Source organism: Desulfurococcaceae archaeon MEX13E-LK6-19 (assembly GCA_029637525.1).
In the GTDB taxonomy this organism is placed as follows: domain Archaea; phylum Thermoproteota; class Thermoprotei_A; order Sulfolobales; family Desulfurococcaceae; genus MEX13ELK6-19.
This window is the reverse complement of the sequence record CP072660.1, coordinates 902,104-918,548: the sequence shown is the minus strand read 5'-3', so window position 1 is coordinate 918,548 and position 16,445 is coordinate 902,104. Positions and strand designations below refer to the sequence as shown.

Annotated in this window: 14 protein-coding genes; 10 read left to right on the top strand and 4 right to left on the bottom strand. The window is 39.4% G+C overall.

Translation table 11 applies throughout. The features are described 5' to 3' along the window. Nucleotides 1-72 precede the first annotated feature (72 nt). Genes asnS through J4526_05165 form a run of 3 tightly spaced genes read left to right on the top strand, consistent with a single transcriptional unit; the run spans nt 73 to nt 2,964 of the window. On the top strand, nt 73-1,386 hold the full coding sequence (gene asnS, locus J4526_05175) for an asparagine--tRNA ligase (GenBank protein ID WFO76223.1): 1,314 nt from the start codon (nt 73-75) through the stop codon (nt 1,384-1,386). Nucleotides 1,387-1,445: 59 nt separating this feature from the next. Next, nucleotides 1,446-2,093, top strand: coding sequence for an endonuclease III (locus J4526_05170; GenBank protein WFO76339.1), 648 nt, complete (start codon nt 1,446-1,448; stop codon nt 2,091-2,093). A 10-nt stretch (nt 2,094-2,103) separates the two neighbouring features. Then, the gene (locus tag J4526_05165; GenBank protein ID WFO76222.1) at nt 2,104-2,964 is read left to right on the top strand and encodes a class I SAM-dependent methyltransferase family protein; all 861 of its coding nucleotides are present in this window, start codon (nt 2,104-2,106) and stop codon (nt 2,962-2,964) included. On the opposite strand, the gene J4526_05160 is transcribed toward J4526_05165, so the two are convergent. From J4526_05160 to J4526_05150, 3 genes are all read right to left on the bottom strand, one after another. Then, nucleotides 2,965-4,113, bottom strand: a complete 1,149-nt coding sequence (locus J4526_05160) for a PhoH family protein (protein ID WFO76221.1) — start codon at nt 4,111-4,113, stop codon at nt 2,965-2,967. 93 nt (nt 4,114-4,206) lie between these two features. Further along, nucleotides 4,207-4,833, bottom strand: a complete 627-nt coding sequence (locus J4526_05155) for a hypothetical protein (protein ID WFO76220.1) — start codon at nt 4,831-4,833, stop codon at nt 4,207-4,209. 27 nt (nt 4,834-4,860) lie between these two features. Further along, on the bottom strand, nt 4,861-5,598 hold the full coding sequence (locus J4526_05150; GenBank protein WFO76338.1) for a DNA polymerase sliding clamp: 738 nt from the start codon (nt 5,596-5,598) through the stop codon (nt 4,861-4,863). A 347-nt stretch (nt 5,599-5,945) separates the two neighbouring features. On the opposite strand from J4526_05150, the gene J4526_05145 reads away from it, so the two are divergent. After that, nucleotides 5,946-7,511 carry a sodium-dependent transporter gene (locus tag J4526_05145; GenBank protein ID WFO76219.1) on the top strand — a complete coding sequence of 522 codons (1,566 nt, stop codon included), beginning with the start codon at nt 5,946-5,948 and terminating at the stop codon, nt 7,509-7,511. A gap of 118 nt (nt 7,512-7,629) precedes the next feature. Then, nucleotides 7,630-8,364: a hypothetical protein gene (locus J4526_05140; GenBank protein ID WFO76218.1), complete on the top strand. Its 735-nt coding sequence runs from the start codon at nt 7,630-7,632 to the stop codon at nt 8,362-8,364. On the opposite strand, the gene J4526_05135 is transcribed toward J4526_05140, so the two are convergent. Next, entirely contained in the window at nt 8,361-9,062 is a 702-nt protein-coding gene (locus tag J4526_05135; protein ID WFO76217.1) for a restriction endonuclease, read from the bottom strand. The genes J4526_05140 and J4526_05135 overlap by 4 nt on opposite strands. A gap of 112 nt (nt 9,063-9,174) precedes the next feature. Here J4526_05135 and J4526_05130 point away from each other — a divergent pair, with 112 nt between their 5' ends. From J4526_05130 to J4526_05110, 5 genes are all read left to right on the top strand, one after another. Then, the gene (locus tag J4526_05130) at nt 9,175-10,173 is read left to right on the top strand and encodes a deoxyhypusine synthase (GenBank protein ID WFO76337.1); all 999 of its coding nucleotides are present in this window, start codon (nt 9,175-9,177) and stop codon (nt 10,171-10,173) included. After that, entirely contained in the window at nt 10,163-11,530 is a 1,368-nt protein-coding gene (locus J4526_05125) for a DUF1743 domain-containing protein (GenBank protein WFO76216.1), read from the top strand. Before J4526_05130 ends, J4526_05125 begins: the two co-directional genes overlap by 11 nt. Before the next feature lie 109 nt (nt 11,531-11,639). Continuing rightward, the gene (locus J4526_05120) at nt 11,640-14,942 is read left to right on the top strand and encodes a hypothetical protein (GenBank protein WFO76215.1); all 3,303 of its coding nucleotides are present in this window, start codon (nt 11,640-11,642) and stop codon (nt 14,940-14,942) included. Next, on the top strand, nt 14,942-15,706 hold the full coding sequence (locus J4526_05115; protein WFO76214.1) for a hypothetical protein: 765 nt from the start codon (nt 14,942-14,944) through the stop codon (nt 15,704-15,706). The genes J4526_05120 and J4526_05115 overlap by 1 nt, the downstream gene beginning before the upstream one ends. Before the next feature lie 231 nt (nt 15,707-15,937). After that, the gene (locus J4526_05110) at nt 15,938-16,435 is read left to right on the top strand and encodes a metal-dependent hydrolase (protein WFO76213.1); all 498 of its coding nucleotides are present in this window, start codon (nt 15,938-15,940) and stop codon (nt 16,433-16,435) included. The last annotated feature ends 10 nt before the right edge of the window (nt 16,436-16,445 follow it).

The window sequence follows — 16,445 nt, the reverse complement described above, 5'->3', positions numbered from 1 at the left end:
CTACCGGGAAACATTTATGACACCAGATTTATTGTTATGCTTTAGAAAAGAGTAGAATGGCTGGTGAAAGTTTTGTCAAGGGAATCTCTAGAACGTGTCTATGTAGAGGATGTTCTGAAAGGGCTGTTTACGGGCGAACGAGTACTATTACGAGGATGGGTTTACAGACATAGAGTTGTGGGGACAAAGATATTTATTGTACTTAGGGATAGCACTGGGATTCTCCAATGTGTTGTTGATAAAGAAAATACTCCAAAAGAAGTGCATGAGACCGCTGAAAAACTAGATCTTGAGGCTAGCATTGAGGTTGCTGGTGTTGTTAGGAAAGAGCCTAGAGCACCTGGCGGCTATGAACTAACAGTCGATTACTTGAAAGTCTATGGCTGGTCAAGGGATTTCCCAATTAAAGGCGGTGAGGGAATAGAGTATCTTCTAGACAATAGGCACTTATGGATAAGAAGTAGGAAACTAACAGCAATAATGAAGATTAAACATACCGTCCTCAGAGCCGGGCGAGAATACTTTATACAAGATGGCTGGTGGGAAGTTACGCCACCAATACTAACAGCATCAGCTTGTGAGGGCGGAGCAACTCTCTTCGAAGTGAAGTATTTTGATAAAAAGGCGTATCTTAGTCAAAGTGCACAGCTTTACCTAGAAGTACTCATTTATAGTCTAGAAAAAGTATGGAGTTTAACACCTAGCTTTAGAGCAGAAAAAAGCAGAACACGTCGTCATCTAGCAGAGTACTGGCATCTCGAAGCCGAAGCTGCATGGTATGACATGGAAGATATGATGAAAGTGTGTGAAGAACTAGTATCGTATATTGTTGGCCGTGTTCTCGAAGAGAACGAGAATGAACTAAAATTCCTAGGAAGGGACATCAAAAAACTAGAGAAAGCCCTTGAGACACCATATCCTAGAATAACATATGATGAAGCCATAGAAATTCTACAGAAGAAAGGAGTAAAGATAAAGTGGGGCGACGATCTTGGAGCAGATGAGGAAAGGATCCTGACAACAGAATTTGAGACACCATTCTTCATCACCCACTTCCCCAAGGAAATCAAGTCGTTCTACATGAAGCTGGAGCCAAGTAGGCCCGAAGTGGTAAGAGGCTTTGATCTACTAGCCCCAGAGGGTTATGGCGAGATTATTGGTGGTAGCGAGAGAGAAGATGACTATGATAAGTTACTTACACGAATCAAGGAGAATGATCTAAACCCCGATGATTACAAGTGGTACCTAGACTTAAGAAGGTATGGCAGTGTTCCACATAGTGGCTTTGGACTTGGCATAGAACGTGTTGTAATGTGGATAGCTGGACTAGACCATATCAGGGATGCAATACCATTCCCGCGATTTAGAGGGAGAATATACCCGTGACAAAAAACGATAAGAACCCTGCTATTGACTCCAAGACTCTAATAAACTTGCTCAGGAAAATGCACAGCAAATACGTTGATCCATCTAGCTTTATTGTGAATTACGTTAAAGGAAGAAGCCTCTTTGAGTTCATTATAGCTGTTTTATTGAGCCAGAATACAAGCGATAAAAACGCCATCAAGGCTTTTGAGCGGCTAAGAGAAGTTACGGGCAACAGTATCAGTCCCGAGAGAATTCTTTCACTAAACATAAACGAGATAGCTGAAGCAATAAGACCTGCTGGCATGCATAAAGAGAGAGCGAAAAGGATCATTGAGATCGCGAAGCTCTTCTCAGATAAAAACTTTGTAACAAAACTAATTGATAAACTGAATAAAGTGCCAGTAGAGGATGCTAGAAGAATACTAATGGAGATCCCGGGAGTTGGCAGAAAAACTGCTGATGTAGTTTTGTTAATGTATTTTGGTAAACCAACTTTCCCCGTGGATACACATATTATGAGGATCACTAGGAGGCTTGGCTTCATTAATAAAAACGATTACGAGCAGGCTAGAAGTTTTTGGATGAAGTTCCTTGATAGCAGAGATTACCTTGAAACACACCTGCTACTAATTACTCATGGACGCAGAATATGCAAGTCAAGAAATCCTTCCTGCACCAAATGCCTCCTAGCTGAATACTGTCCCTCAAAACAGGAAACCGTCTAGGATGATCATTATGGCCAGACAAAAACCATTGCTGAGAAGAATAGCGGAAGAGGTCTATGGAGAGGAATTCGCGAACAAGATATGGAAGAGAATAGAAATAATAGGAGACATAGCGGTAATAAGAGTATCATTCAATGTAACACCCGAGGAATTAAAGCCTTTAGCCAAAGCTATTCTGGAGAAAATACCTTATGTGAAGAGTGTTTGGGCGGGACTACCTGGCGTCAAAGGCGAGTATAGACTCCGCGAGTATGTTCATTTAGCTGGCGAGAAAAGAAGTGAAACCATATACAAGGAGCATGGTTGTCTTTTTAAAACAGATATAACTAAGGTCTATATCTCCCCAAGACTAAATTATGAACATAAGAGAATAGCTAAACTTGTCAAGCCAGGCGAAGTAGTAACAAACATGTTTGCTGGTGCAGGTCTGTTTTCAATAATTATAGCGAAATATTCAAGACCAGCGAGAGTCTATAGTATCGACATAAACCCCATCGCCTACAAATACATGGTTGAGAATATTAAGTTGAATAAAGTAGAAGACATAGTTATACCATTGCTTGGCGATGCCGCAAAAGTTATTGATGAAAAGCTTGTCGATACCTCAGATAGAGTGTTAATGCCATTGCCCGAACTAGCTATAGATTATCTTCCATATGCTATCAAAGCTCTCCGCGGTAGGAAGGGTTTCATACACGTTTACGTCCATGTTAAGACCTTGCCTGGCGAATCATATATTGAGAAAGCAAAGGATCTTGTGTTAAAAAGGCTCGACGAAATAAATGTTAGTGGGAGAGTATTGTTTGCGAGAAAAGTCAGAATGGTTGGTCCTAGAAAATACCAGGTTGTACTAGACTTGCTTATAGAGTGATCATCGTTTTCTGCGCTTAGGTCTTGCTGTCTCGACTTCTATAGCTCGTACACCAACACCCATGAGTTTCTTCATAACCGCATCAACGAACTTTACATGGAATCCTTTCTGTCCAACAAATGCTCCAAATGCATCAGTCTCTACTTTTACTGCTAGTTCCGGTCCAGCGAAATCTATATCGACGATATGTCTGTGAATCCAGCTTACTGGGTGCATTGCTCTTATCAAGGGCTTGAAGTCTAGTGATAACTCTACGCCACGTAGCTTCAAGTTTGTATCAGCTTCCATTGCTTCAATTCTCTCTCCTCCTTTACCTATTAGTCTTCCTAGACTGCCTTCTTTGACTATAATTATTGCATCCGGCACATTCTCGCTCTCTATATTGAATGTTTTCTTCTCGTCAATGAACTCCACGACAGTAATAATATCGGCGTCTGGGGCATGTACTCTAGCTACATCCAGCACGTTTTTCTCTACATCATTGAGTTTACGGTTTCTCATTCTTGTCTCTATGAGTAATCTAATACCTCTTTTCGCGCCAGGCCTGACAATATCCTTTAAACCAAGATCTATTACTTTGGCGTTCTCTTCGCCAAGAAGAACTTCCCTGACAACGGTAGCTCCATCTCTCTCCATCCATGTCGTTTTCTGGAACACCGGGTCACCTGCTATTATGAACCTACTATTCCTACCAATTCTCATCATTATCTCTATACTGCTCTCGGGAGGAATACTCTGCGCATCATCGAGGAATATCACTGAGTCGTCAAAGGTCCTTCCACGTAGATAGTGTGTATCAGCAAATACTATCTTGCCAGCCTTAATGAGCTCCTCGATTTTACTCCATTCAATAAACCCCTCTAATATATCTCTTAAATAATGTATTGCTATGTCATAGTACATTTCCCCTAATTCAACTGCCGTGAGTTCTTTCCCTGTAACAACATCGACTACAGGTCTTGATATAATGAACCTCTTGTATTCTCCAGAAAGTATGGCATCAATACCATAGATTACACTGAAGAGACTCTTACCAGTACCAGTGGGGCCAAACAACCCTATAATCTCATAGTTCTTGTTTGCAAACGCTTTCTTTATCTCCTCTTGTCCCACGCTCAATGGCTTGAGTTTCTCAAATAGTTCGCCCATACTCTATCACCATACCGCATTATTGTCTCGGTAAAGAATACTCTGGAGAACCCGGTTTATATATTCTATCCATTAGATCTTATTTAGTTCTAGTTACTTACTTCCGTATTCTCCTTTACAGAAAATCTCCAAAACTTTATTGATTATTTCCTCGATCTCATAGAAAACTGATGCCCTATTCTTTATGTCTTCAACAATTTTACATATTGTATTTCGATCAATACTATATTGGATAAGCTTCTCCTTATCGATTTTGTTACTCCATAGAAGTAACAGTGTGATCCCGTCTACTGTATATGGATACTGATTTAGTTTAATTAGATAACTTACATATGCCTCTATTGAAGGAATAGTAAACACGTATCCGCGGACACTGATTTTTCTCTTTGCAGAAAGAATTCTAGTTAAGTATTCGTTTTTGGCGATAACAATATATGTTACTGGTAAGGTTACTGGGTTGACTGCTACAGATCCTTGTGTATCTAATGATTCTTTTATTCTTTCTCTGTATGTATGAAGAGAAAGGACATTTGATAACGCGTCTGCCAGTAGGTTTGTATCCCCATCTGATACAAGGATTCTTATCTCATTAATTGTCCTAGGGACTCCATAAAATATTGTTGTCATATCATTGAGTATGGCTACTTCAAAACCAAGTAGCTCAAACTCGTTTTGTAAACGAAAAATACGTTCAAGAACATACGCCGTGAAACTACTCATTTTATTTACAACCACATGAAAATACTTTTACGCTTTGGGTGCTAGTAAGAATTTCACTCTACCTTCTCCCGCTAATGCAAACTCGAGATATATTGGCGCATCATTCGAGAATTTTACTATGGTTGCTTCAGCAATCTTTGTTAACGCTACAACATTCTTAAGGTATTCTATACTATAAGCTGATTTAGCCGGCTCCTTTACTACAAGATCTATTAATGCAGGCATATCACGTGTAAGCTTAGTCTCGGCCATAGTCCCTCCTACACCCCTCATGTATAGTGCTTGGTCGTCTTTCGCTTCAAACTCAAGAGTATCTCCCACAGCTTCAGCATCCTTGATAGCATGCTTTATAGCATCAGCCAGAACTTGCGCCTCAACAGTAAATTCCAGTGAAGCCTCTGGTATCTCTGGTACTTGAACCTCTAGATTCTTAAACCTATAAGTCCTCTTTATCGCAGCATGAATAGTAACTCCAACATAGTCTTCTTCAGCAAATAACTCAAACCTATCGCCTTTCTTAAGCCTCGTCAAGAGTTTAGATAAGTTGGCCATACTTATACCGAGAGTGGTTTCCTCGTTAACCTCGTATTCAAGGAAACTAGTCGCAGGCAACATGACTTCAATTAAAGCTACTCTAGCTGGATCAAGCGCCTTAAGGAATAAACCATCATTGTTTATCGTTATTGCAACTTCATCAACTAGCTTGGCAAGAGAATCAACTATACTCTTTATACTTTTTGCCTCAGGATAAACAACTCTTGCAATCAAGACCCTGCACCTCACCAGTACTGCGACATAGTTATTTCTAGTTTAACACCTAAATAATAATCCTTTTTCCCCAAATAAATAAAAGACAAAAACCCTCAATACACTGTATTAATAAATCATAAAATACACCACTATTTCCACTAGCGTTCAATTCAAACTCTGTCATTAGTAAGCTGTAAAGTGTGTAGCATAATACATCACCATAATGGTATATTAAAACTTTTATCATTTAAAGTAAATAACAATCACTAATGGCGCTGTGATTGGAATTCACAGGATTAAATTTAAAAACTGTTGCATTATAGGTTAGTCATAACTAAGTAATTGTAAGCGGGGGGATTAACGTGGGAGAAGTTAAAAGAGAACACTGGGCCACAAAAATAGGTCTCATACTCGCAATGGCTGGAAACGCTATAGGACTAGGAAACTTCATCAGATTCCCCGCAAAAGCAGCCGCATACGGTGGAGGAGCATACCTCATACCATACTTCCTGGCTCTCGTCATACTAGGTATACCAATAATGTTTGTAGAATGGACTCTAGGACGTTATGGAGGTGCACATGGACACGGACACTTAACCCCAATGCTATTCCTAGCCGCACGTCACAGGCTCTCAACAGGTAAAGCAGCTGCTTTTGCTATACTCGGTGGTGCTATAGCCTTTGTCACAGGTGTAATGATCACAGGTTACTACACAAACATAATAGGATGGATGGGCTTCTATGCAGTATCATCTCTGAAAGGAGACTTTGCAGCACTAACTGATGCCGACGCAGCTATAGGGTTCCTCGTTAACTTCCTAGCAACACTACAATACAACCTACCAGCATGGATTATATCCCTACTAATAATAACACTAATTGTTGCAAGAGGTATAAGACGTGGAATTGAAGTAGCAGCAAAAATCATGATGCCAATACTGTTCTTAGAAGGAGTAGTACTAGTAGTAATGTCACTAACCCTCGGTGCACCAGTGAAACCCGAGTGGACTAGCCTAAAAGGATTCGAGTGGCTATGGACACCCAAACTAGATAAGCTGACAGACCCCGCTTCATTCATTGAAGGCGCTGGACAAATATTCTTCACATTAAGTATCGGTATCGCTGGAATAATACCTAACTATGCAAGCTATCTAAGAAGAGAAGACGACATACCATTAAGTGCACTAACAACCACTTCACTCAACGAGTTTGCCGAGGTAGTCATGGGTGCCAGTATAGCTATACCACTAGCATACGCGTTCGGAGGACCCGACTTAATGGCTAAAGTAGAGGCTGGAATGTCAGGCTTCGTGTTATCAGTAAGCGCTCTACCACCACTATTCGGTAGACTAGGATTCGTAGGAAACATTGCCGGATTCCTATGGTTCTCACTACTATGGTTCGCTGGCGTGACTAGCGCTATAGCATTAGTAAATGTTGTCACATCAATATTCGAAGAAGACTTTGGTATTGCAAGAAGTAAGGGTGCATGGATAGCATTTGGTCTAGTATTCCTAACAGGAGTATTCGTAAACATAGAAGGCTGGCTAAATAACGCCTCAACAGACTACCTTGACCTAGCAGACTTCTACGCAGGATCACTACTATTGCTTGTCGTAGCATTATTCGAGGTAGCAGCCGTCCTGTGGCTATGGGGTGTTGATAAGAGCTACGAAGAACTACACAAAGGAGCATACATAACCGTGCCGAAAGGTTACTGGAAGTACGTGGCAGGAGTACTCGCTCCGATATATCTAGTCATACTACTAGGATGGTTCATATACACATCATTCCTAAAGGGAGAAATAGTGGGCGCAGCTAGACCAGACAACATCTTCGGATGGATAGCAGCGGGCATGCTAGTACTAATGTTCCTAGTAGGAATCGTAATATCATACCTGTCACTAAAGAAGAGGTACCTATCTTAGGGTGATAAGCCATGGCCTTCGAAGCACTCGTGTTCCTTGCAATCGGCTGGGGAATAGTATTTCTACTGCTGGCGTTTGTTGGTATAAAATGGCTAAAAGTTTCCAAGAGGAAGAAAGAGTGAGCAAAAACCCCAATGAACTACTACTAGATACGAAGAACAGTATCCAGAAAATCATGGAAAAAATAGATTATTTTTCTAAACAAGGTCTTTTACCTCCTAAAATTTCTTTTAAAACAAAAAAGAACCTAGAAGAAGCTCTCAAATACATAGACATGTCCTTGAAGGAAATGAAGTACAGTAACGTTCTTCTAGCAGAGAAACTGCTTAAGGCATCACGTAGTATTTTAAGAGAAATAACAAAACTTGTTCAAAGACCTAGCGAACTTGCACACAGAATAAGCTTACTCCGCTCATATGCTTCCGCAGCCTATTATGATTTCTCGGGTAAGATAACTATTGTAAGAAGAGCCTATAAGAAGTACATTCTCGCATTTGTACTGGCAATAATATTGACGCCATTATTCTTCCAGGGAGCAGGAATTCTAATAGGTTTCCTACTCTTCCCAATGCTTATATCGATACATGCGTTTAGAGCTAGGAGAAAACTAGGAGCAGTAATAGCTTCAATACTTCTTCCACTCATCGTCTTCATAGACTCCATAGCTTTATACTATGTGGCCTACGCCTGTACTTCTCCAAGCGAAATCCAGGAGATAACCGAGGCATTAGGAGTCAGTCCTGTGATAGCATATCTTGTATTGGCAGGTATAGCCTTGATGGCCGGTGTAAGCTTGTATCACTCCATACACGCGTTTATAGTGCTTTACAAGAATATAGATTCATTGATTTAGAGAAGAGATTCCAGTGTCCCAGTGTTTTCTCTTGCTATAGTTTCTATACCTAATTCATCGAGAACAAGATGTATGTCTTGAAGAAAGTTATTGAACTCGCCTATATTGACTATCACAACACGTCGATCTACTGTTCTTATTTTAGGCGTGGTTAAAGTAACTATGACCGGTACGGCGTATTTTACTTTCTTTAGGAGAGGATATTTTCTTGTAATCCAGTCAATGTACTTTAGAAACTTCACTGTTCTCTCGATATGTTTTCTTCCGACATCATAGAGCATTGACGGAGATAAACCATGGATCCAGTGTTTACAATCAACAACAATAGCTCTACCAGAGCCAATATCGACGCCAACAACATCTATTTCAAGCCTAATAGGCTTGGTCATTAACACATTTGTATAAACACTATAACCATGGCTAGAGAGGATCTCTGCAGACAATTTCTCGAAGTCTCTCCAGTCAACATAACGCGAAAGCCTCTTTACAGGCAAACCCCGCTTAATACCCTCAATAACGAGTACTAACTTATTCTCCACAACAACACTGCCATTCTTTAATGAAATACCCGGAATAAGCCTTAACGCTAGTGAAACAACTTCCTTCGATATGTGAAGAGTCTTAGATAAATCATCTATGGTAACCTTGTTCCTCTTCAAAACCTCCTCAATAATCATCCTCACAGTACCAGCTTCCATACCGCTAAGTACACCACACATAATTATCCAGATTTACTATCTCCCAAACAATATTTTAATAAATAACTAACCCTAAGGTATTATGAAAACAAACAAGAAGCCCGTGATAATCATGCCGGTTGACGAAGATATCATGCTTGGCGATATACGTAAAGAACTCCTCAAGAAGCCTATCAAGGATTACATGATACATACAAATACTTGTATATGCGATCTTATAGAGTACTTTAATCAAGCCCATGGATTTATGGCAGGGCATATAATTGAAGCAGCTAAAATACTTGCCGAAATGTGGAGTGATGACAATACAACTCGCTTCCTAGCATTCACGGCAAATATTGTTGCCACTGGTCTAAGAGGGGTGTTGACACAACTTATCCGTGAAGGATTCCCCCATATAATCATAACAACATGTGGCACCATAGACCACGACATAGCCCGTGGTACTGGACGCAAATACTATAAAGGCACATTCTATGCTGATGACGCTCTGTTGAGAACTCTCGAAATACATAGACTAGGAAATATATTCATACCATTTGAAAACTATGGCATTGCAATAGAAGACTTCACTCGAGAGTTATTGAGGGAACTAGCAAACGAGAAGAAAGAATGGAGTCCACATGAGATCCTACGTAGAGTTGGAGAGAAGATCCAGGACCCGTTCTCAATACTTAGAGCTGCGGCTGAAAAGAATATACCAGTAATAGTGCCAGGTATAACGGATGGAGCTTTTGGTACACAAATAGTTATACAAAGCCAGTTTACTGGCTTAAAATTAGATGTCATAGGGGACGAAAAGCTATTAGCCGACAAGGTTTTCGAGGCAAAGAAGCTCGGCGGACTCATAATAGGTGGTGGGATAAGCAAGCACCATACCATATGGTGGTCGCAATTCAGAGACGGACTTGACTACGTGGTATACCTTACAACCGCTGTTGAATACGATGGAAGTTTAAGTGGTGCACAACCAAGAGAGGCGATATCATGGGGTAAGCTAAAGGCTGGAGGACGTAGAGCTGTAGTATATGGTGATGCTACTATCACGCTACCATTAGTTGTTGCTGGCGCTAAGTGTATAATGGAGGGCAAAATAAAACTTGACGAATAAACAGGGAGTAGTAGTTAACATAGGGTTCGACGACATAGATAGCCCTCAAGGTGGTTGTACAACACATTTTGTTTCTGAACTCATCATAAAATGGTCTAAAAAACCTTGGGTCGAGTTTATAGATTATCCAAACTTGATAAGACTAGCCCCCGGTGTCCCATGGAAGACAAGAGGTAATGGAGGACTTGTTGTTAGAGTAAGAGTGCCAGACGAAGAAAAAGCTTTCGATCTATACGAAGAAGCTGTTGTTGAAGTAGAAAACTATGTCAGAGAATTCATGCATCCAGAAAGTCATCCAGCTCTCGCTATGGTCGTAGGGTATCCTGATAAAACACTTGAATGGCTGGGGCACAAAGCAGTCCAGGATATTATTCCAAAAGATCTTCTACTAAGAGTCATCGACAAGATAACTAATCTTCATAAAGACACGAGGATACGAGGATATAGGGGTCTTGTTGGGGCATATGCATCCATAGGAGTAACGCTTAGAGATAGCGATTATACTTATGAACTAATAGCCTACAGGAAGCCAGAGTATTGGGGAAAACCAAGACTCGTAGATCCATTGAGTGTAAAGAACATGGATTTAGCCTTGAAGGGTAAGACTTTTCTTAATTATGATCATGAAGTGGACAAGCCCCTCATAACACCTCATGGACCGGATCCTGTATTGTTCGGTATACGAGGCGAAGAACCCGAGTATTTAGTAGAGGCTCTTCGAATGATACATGTACTCGAACCCATCGACATGTGGATTATATACAGGACTAATCAAGCTACAGACATGCATTTAAGGCAAATAACTAGTTTAAACGAGGCATATATTTACACAGGAATAAGAATTATTGCCACAGTATATAGCCAGCCAAGAAGGATACGTGGTGGACATGTCGTCTTCAAAATAACGGATAACACTAGAGAACTCGATGTAGCTGCTTATGAGCCTACGGGTGGATTCAGAAATATTGTTGAAAAACTAATACCGGGCGATATTGTTGAAGTATACGGCATTATAAGACCACCTAGCTCTAATCATGGCCCAACTCTTAACCTCGAAAAAATACGTATCATTAAGCTCGCTCCTAGGTACAAGTATGTAGCTCCACGATGTCCTAGATGTAGTGCACGCATGGAGTCAATGGGTAGAGGTAAAGGGTATAGATGTAAGAAATGCGGGTATAAGGATCCTAATGCCAAGAAAATAGCTATTCCTCTTCCAAGAGATGTTACACCAGGATTTTACCAGCCTCCACCTAGGAGTTTTAAACATTTAATGAAGCCCATTGAGAGATTTGGTAGGGAGAAAAAAGAACCACCTAAAAGACTATACGTCCCATGGTACTGGAAGTCTTCTTAGATACTTAGGTTCAAGAATTCATGTAATTTAGGCAAGAACAGGATATAGTTAATATGTTCTAGGGACAAGTTTATTTACAAAGTAAGATATAGTGTTCAAGATGATGAACATGTCGCAGCCTTTGACGTTTAACGTAAATATAGAAAAGCTTGTTGATCATGTAGTTTATGGTGCTGGTGCCGTTGAAGTAGCTAGGGTAAGTATTTCATTCAAATACGTCTGTACGAAAATGTTTGGAAAATGTATAGATAATTTCGATATAATTCTAAAACTTGGTAATCCGCTACATGGAATCATAGATTATAGATTATCGGAGCCTAAGTACGATGATAAAGGAAAGATACTACCAGGAAACGTGAGCAGAACATCGACACCAGAACAACTTGAAATAATCCTACCTATTACTGTAAAGAAGGGAAAAGCTGAAGATACATTCTCCATAGAAATGACGATATTCTACAGCCCCGAGACAATAGCTAAGAAAGAAAGCATCCCCATAGAAGTTAGCTATAAACTCCAAAAGGAAGAAAAAGAAAACAAGCTTTTGAGCGAAATACTAGAATTATCCATAGTCCCACCATATACTTTAGAAGCCGGTCTCAGGATTAAAGAAGGCTATGAGCAAAAGGCGTTTTTCATTGGCGATCAAGTTGATCTACGTATTGCAATAAAGCCTTACCTTAACAATAAGATTAGATTAGTCGTAAAGTACCCTGGTGAGCCCATCGTTAAAGACTACATTGTTGATGCGCATAAACCTGTATACGATAAGCTTCTTCTAAAATTTACTGAGGAAGGAGACAATATTATCGTCCACGCCATTGATGAAGTAACTGGTTATGAAGAAAAAATCACCATCCCTGTTAAAGTAGTTAAACCGCCACGGACAAAAATAGTTGATCATTGGGCTGAAGGATTACTTATCCCTGGTTCACGGGTAAAATTATTCTTTAAGATAATAAATGAAGATTTCATGTCACCTGTAAATATTAAACTATACATTAAAGCCTATGGCTCTGAATCAACAGTACAAACAACAATAGATCCCGAAGGAGAAGTTGTTGTAACTACAGAGCTTGATGTACTTAGTGATGAAAAAGGTGAAGTCGTTGTTGAAGAACAAATAGAGTCTTTCGAGCCAATAACATACAGCATAGAATTAACAAAACTCCCACCATTAACGAGACCAGAAATAAAAATAGAATTAATTGATAAAGAATTAAAAATTATTCATGGCGAAGAAGCTTCCACAGGATTACTAATAACTAATCCTACAAGTATAATACTCAAACCAGAAATAAACGCCCTAGCTCCTCCACAAGTAGATGTAGATATTGAATCTAGAGATCTTGATGCCAATAAGACTACCCCAATAAGCATAAAGATTGCTGGCTTAGAAACCGGTGTATTCACGATCCCTATAACCGTGAGAGTACTGAATAGGAACGTCGTGCTTTACGAAGATAAGTTCGAACTGAAAGTAGAAGTTATACCTCGTTTCAAGCTCCTCTCGGCCAAAATAATATCTCCTTTAGGCGGAGAGAAAGTTGTTATCGGAGAAAATGCAAGACTTTTACTTGAAGTAGTAAATAATTTCGATAAACAACTTAAAGTAGAAATAGATTCTTCTGACAATATCAGGCTACATAGCAGGGAATTATTATTAGATCCTGGTAGAAGCATCTACGAAATCCCCTGTACAGCCGAGAAACCTGGTAAAGCAACAATATTTGTCCGCGATGAAGCCTATGAAGATTCTATAGATACGATTAATGAGATAATAGAGCCTCTAGTATCAGCTGAAATAACCATTGCCGAAGACGTGTTCACAGGCATACCACTGACACTGAAAATAAGTTTTATCAATCAAACCCATATCGCGCCAAAGATTATTTACGAACTAAAAGCCATTGATAACATATTGTTCATAAGTGGAAACAAACAAGAACGTATAGTAAAAGGCTCCTTGTTCATGGAACCAGGTCTAGGAACAAGTAGTTCTGAAACATTTACCGTGATTATTCCTAGAAAAGATAGAGCTGTCGTAAGTCTAACATATACGCCAGTACACATAGTAGGAGACAAACAATATAGCGGTAGAGAAGTTGTAATCGAGAAAGAGTTTACCGCAGATTACCCGCTTCGTATAATAGTTAGTGAAAAACAAATTAACGTGAAAAACCCGTATCCCCCGGTTAAGATAGTCTTTAATGAAGAATACAATGTTAAGACTATAGATGTTAAATTATCCAATATATCACATAAACAGGTTTCTGGAATAAAACTCTCCGCAAGATCGAGAGATATCAAACCATTCTATAACACTGGCACACTACAGTCAAACGAGCTTACAGGGATCACGCTAGAAGGTAAGTACCAGACAAGATTAAGACTCGTAATTGACATACCATATAGTCTTCAAGAAAATAGAGTCGTTGAACTAACGGCATCAATACCCGGTTCTAGCGATGTAATTAAAGAGGAAATCAATGTTGCTATTGAGCCCCAGGTATTTGTTGACATATTCTATCCACCAAGGTCTTACGATTATGAATGTATAAGACAATATCCGCACACAATATTACCCAACGGCTGGGCCGAGGTATTGTTACCAATATCCGATAATCCTCTTGATTGCGGAACACCTTATGAGGCGTCAAGAATACTATACAGTATCGCAAAAGAAGCAATTGATAGTATTCATAGACGAAGAATATCTTACCCGATTGATTTCTATAGTCTCTTAGCAAAATACATTATCGAATCAATGACTCCCAATGGAAACGTAGACTATATTAAGAAGGTCATTAACGAAAGCGTGTCTAGATACGTGAGTTCGCAAAAAGACTTCATTATATTCATGGAGCTTGCTTGGGCACTCACTCTATGTCGTTACACAATGGCGTGTAGTGAACGTGACTATGATAAATTAATTGAAATTATTGAGTCAATAGAAGCCCCTCAAGCAATAATTCCGCTAAAGAGAGATAGAGTAATAATGAATCCAAGCATGATCTACTCGCAGATAAGAAAACTGCTTTTAAACCCCTATAGCGAGCCTCTATTACCAAAGGATCCGTTAATAGGAGATTTAATGGTAATGTATACATTACTTTCCGGAAAACCTATCTACAATTATGGTGCAATAGAGTATCTCATTAAAAACAAGAATATAGATAGTTTAATGTTTGCCCTAGCTGCAGGCGGCTGGAAAACTCTATTGAACATGAGGTTTGCTCCTTACCTAAGAAACATACTAAAGAACATAAGCGAGCCTAAAGCAAGTCTTGCCGCAGCCATAATAACTCGATACATTGTATATAGAGACTATAAAGCACCTGATTACTCTAAGCCTCTTTTCAAGGGCATGACAATCCATGATCTAAAAGAATTATCTAGAGGTGTAGTCTAATGACAGGCTCTAAAGATAAAAACTTGATGGCACGCATCAATGACCTAAACAGGAAAATAAACGACATAAACATGGCCTTAGCATCAATTGTACAATACCTAGAGGAGATAAAAGATAACACCAAGACAATACAGGATTTGTCACCAATAATAATGAAAACACACGATATCATAACAAGAGTATCATACATATCCGAGGAATTACGTAATGAACTATCAAGTATGTCTGATAACGTTACAAGAAGACTCGATACACTATCACAGGAACAAAAAGAAGCAATTAATAGAATAGAAGCGTCGAGACATGAAATCATTAAGAACATCAACGATAGTACTAGGAGCCTAAAGAAGGAACTAGAGAACATTCGTACCGAGCTAAAGAATTACATAGACGAGTCTTCATCAAGAATACTATACATGATTAAAGAAGCTAATTCCATTATTGCTGAAAAACTTGAAAAACAAAGCGGCGTAATAAGTTTATCTAAAGAAATGCTTCTAGGCGTGATCACTAATAGCATCATTAATGAACTCAAGAAAAAACATGGCAAGAACCCCATGGTCTTAACAAGAATAGATAATTACCCGCTTATAATTGTTGAGACAGAGAAGGAAATTATGTTGATACTTGTAACAGACGCTCCTACAGAGCAATTAACAGGTTTCCTTGATGGAATTGCGTCAAAACTAAGTTTCTACACGAACAAGAACATAAGAAAGATTATCGTAACGGGGACCACTTACAGTACTTCCATAGTACCATGATTTTTATAGTAAGTATACAAACTGGCAATTAAGGTACAAAACTCGTAAAGTGTGTCAGCAGAGGACCACTTCGTCACGCCTTCGGTCGCTTCCGGGGTATTTCTTCATCCACGTAGTCCTAGGTTTCATAGTAACTAGTTTATAAAAAATGTTTTTAATTTTTCTTTCATGGTTTCCACAACATTATTAAGTCTCCTGGAGATATATCGTATTGATAAGGTGTATCAAGAAATGAGGAGAAGCGTTCATGCCCTAATGGGCGCATCTCTAGGTGTGCTCTTGGCATGGAATAATGCTCTAGTCTTCTTTCCAAGTCTAATATTTGGTTGGATTGGAGGATACTTTCCAGACATAGACTTAAAATTTAGGCATAGAAAGAGTCTTCACAACATCTTCGCCATAGCTACAGCTACGGTAATAATATACGTTGGCGCCTATAGTTTATTCGTAAATTGGGGTACTTTAGAGCCAAAGTACATACCTCTATACAGTAAGTACATGGCACTGTCATTTCTTCTCGGTGCTCTTGCCCACGTGTTCTTTGACTCATTTACTCCAAGGGGAGTATTTATTCTATGGCCCATATCATCAGCAAGGCTTAGATTAGGAAGGATAAAGTCTGACAATAAGTTTTACAATGGATTTGGAATATTCATATCAATACTGATCTTCTTCTTATGGATGGCTTATTCAACAGGTCTTGTTAATGTTTTAAGAGAGTTTTCATAAAAACTGTTTT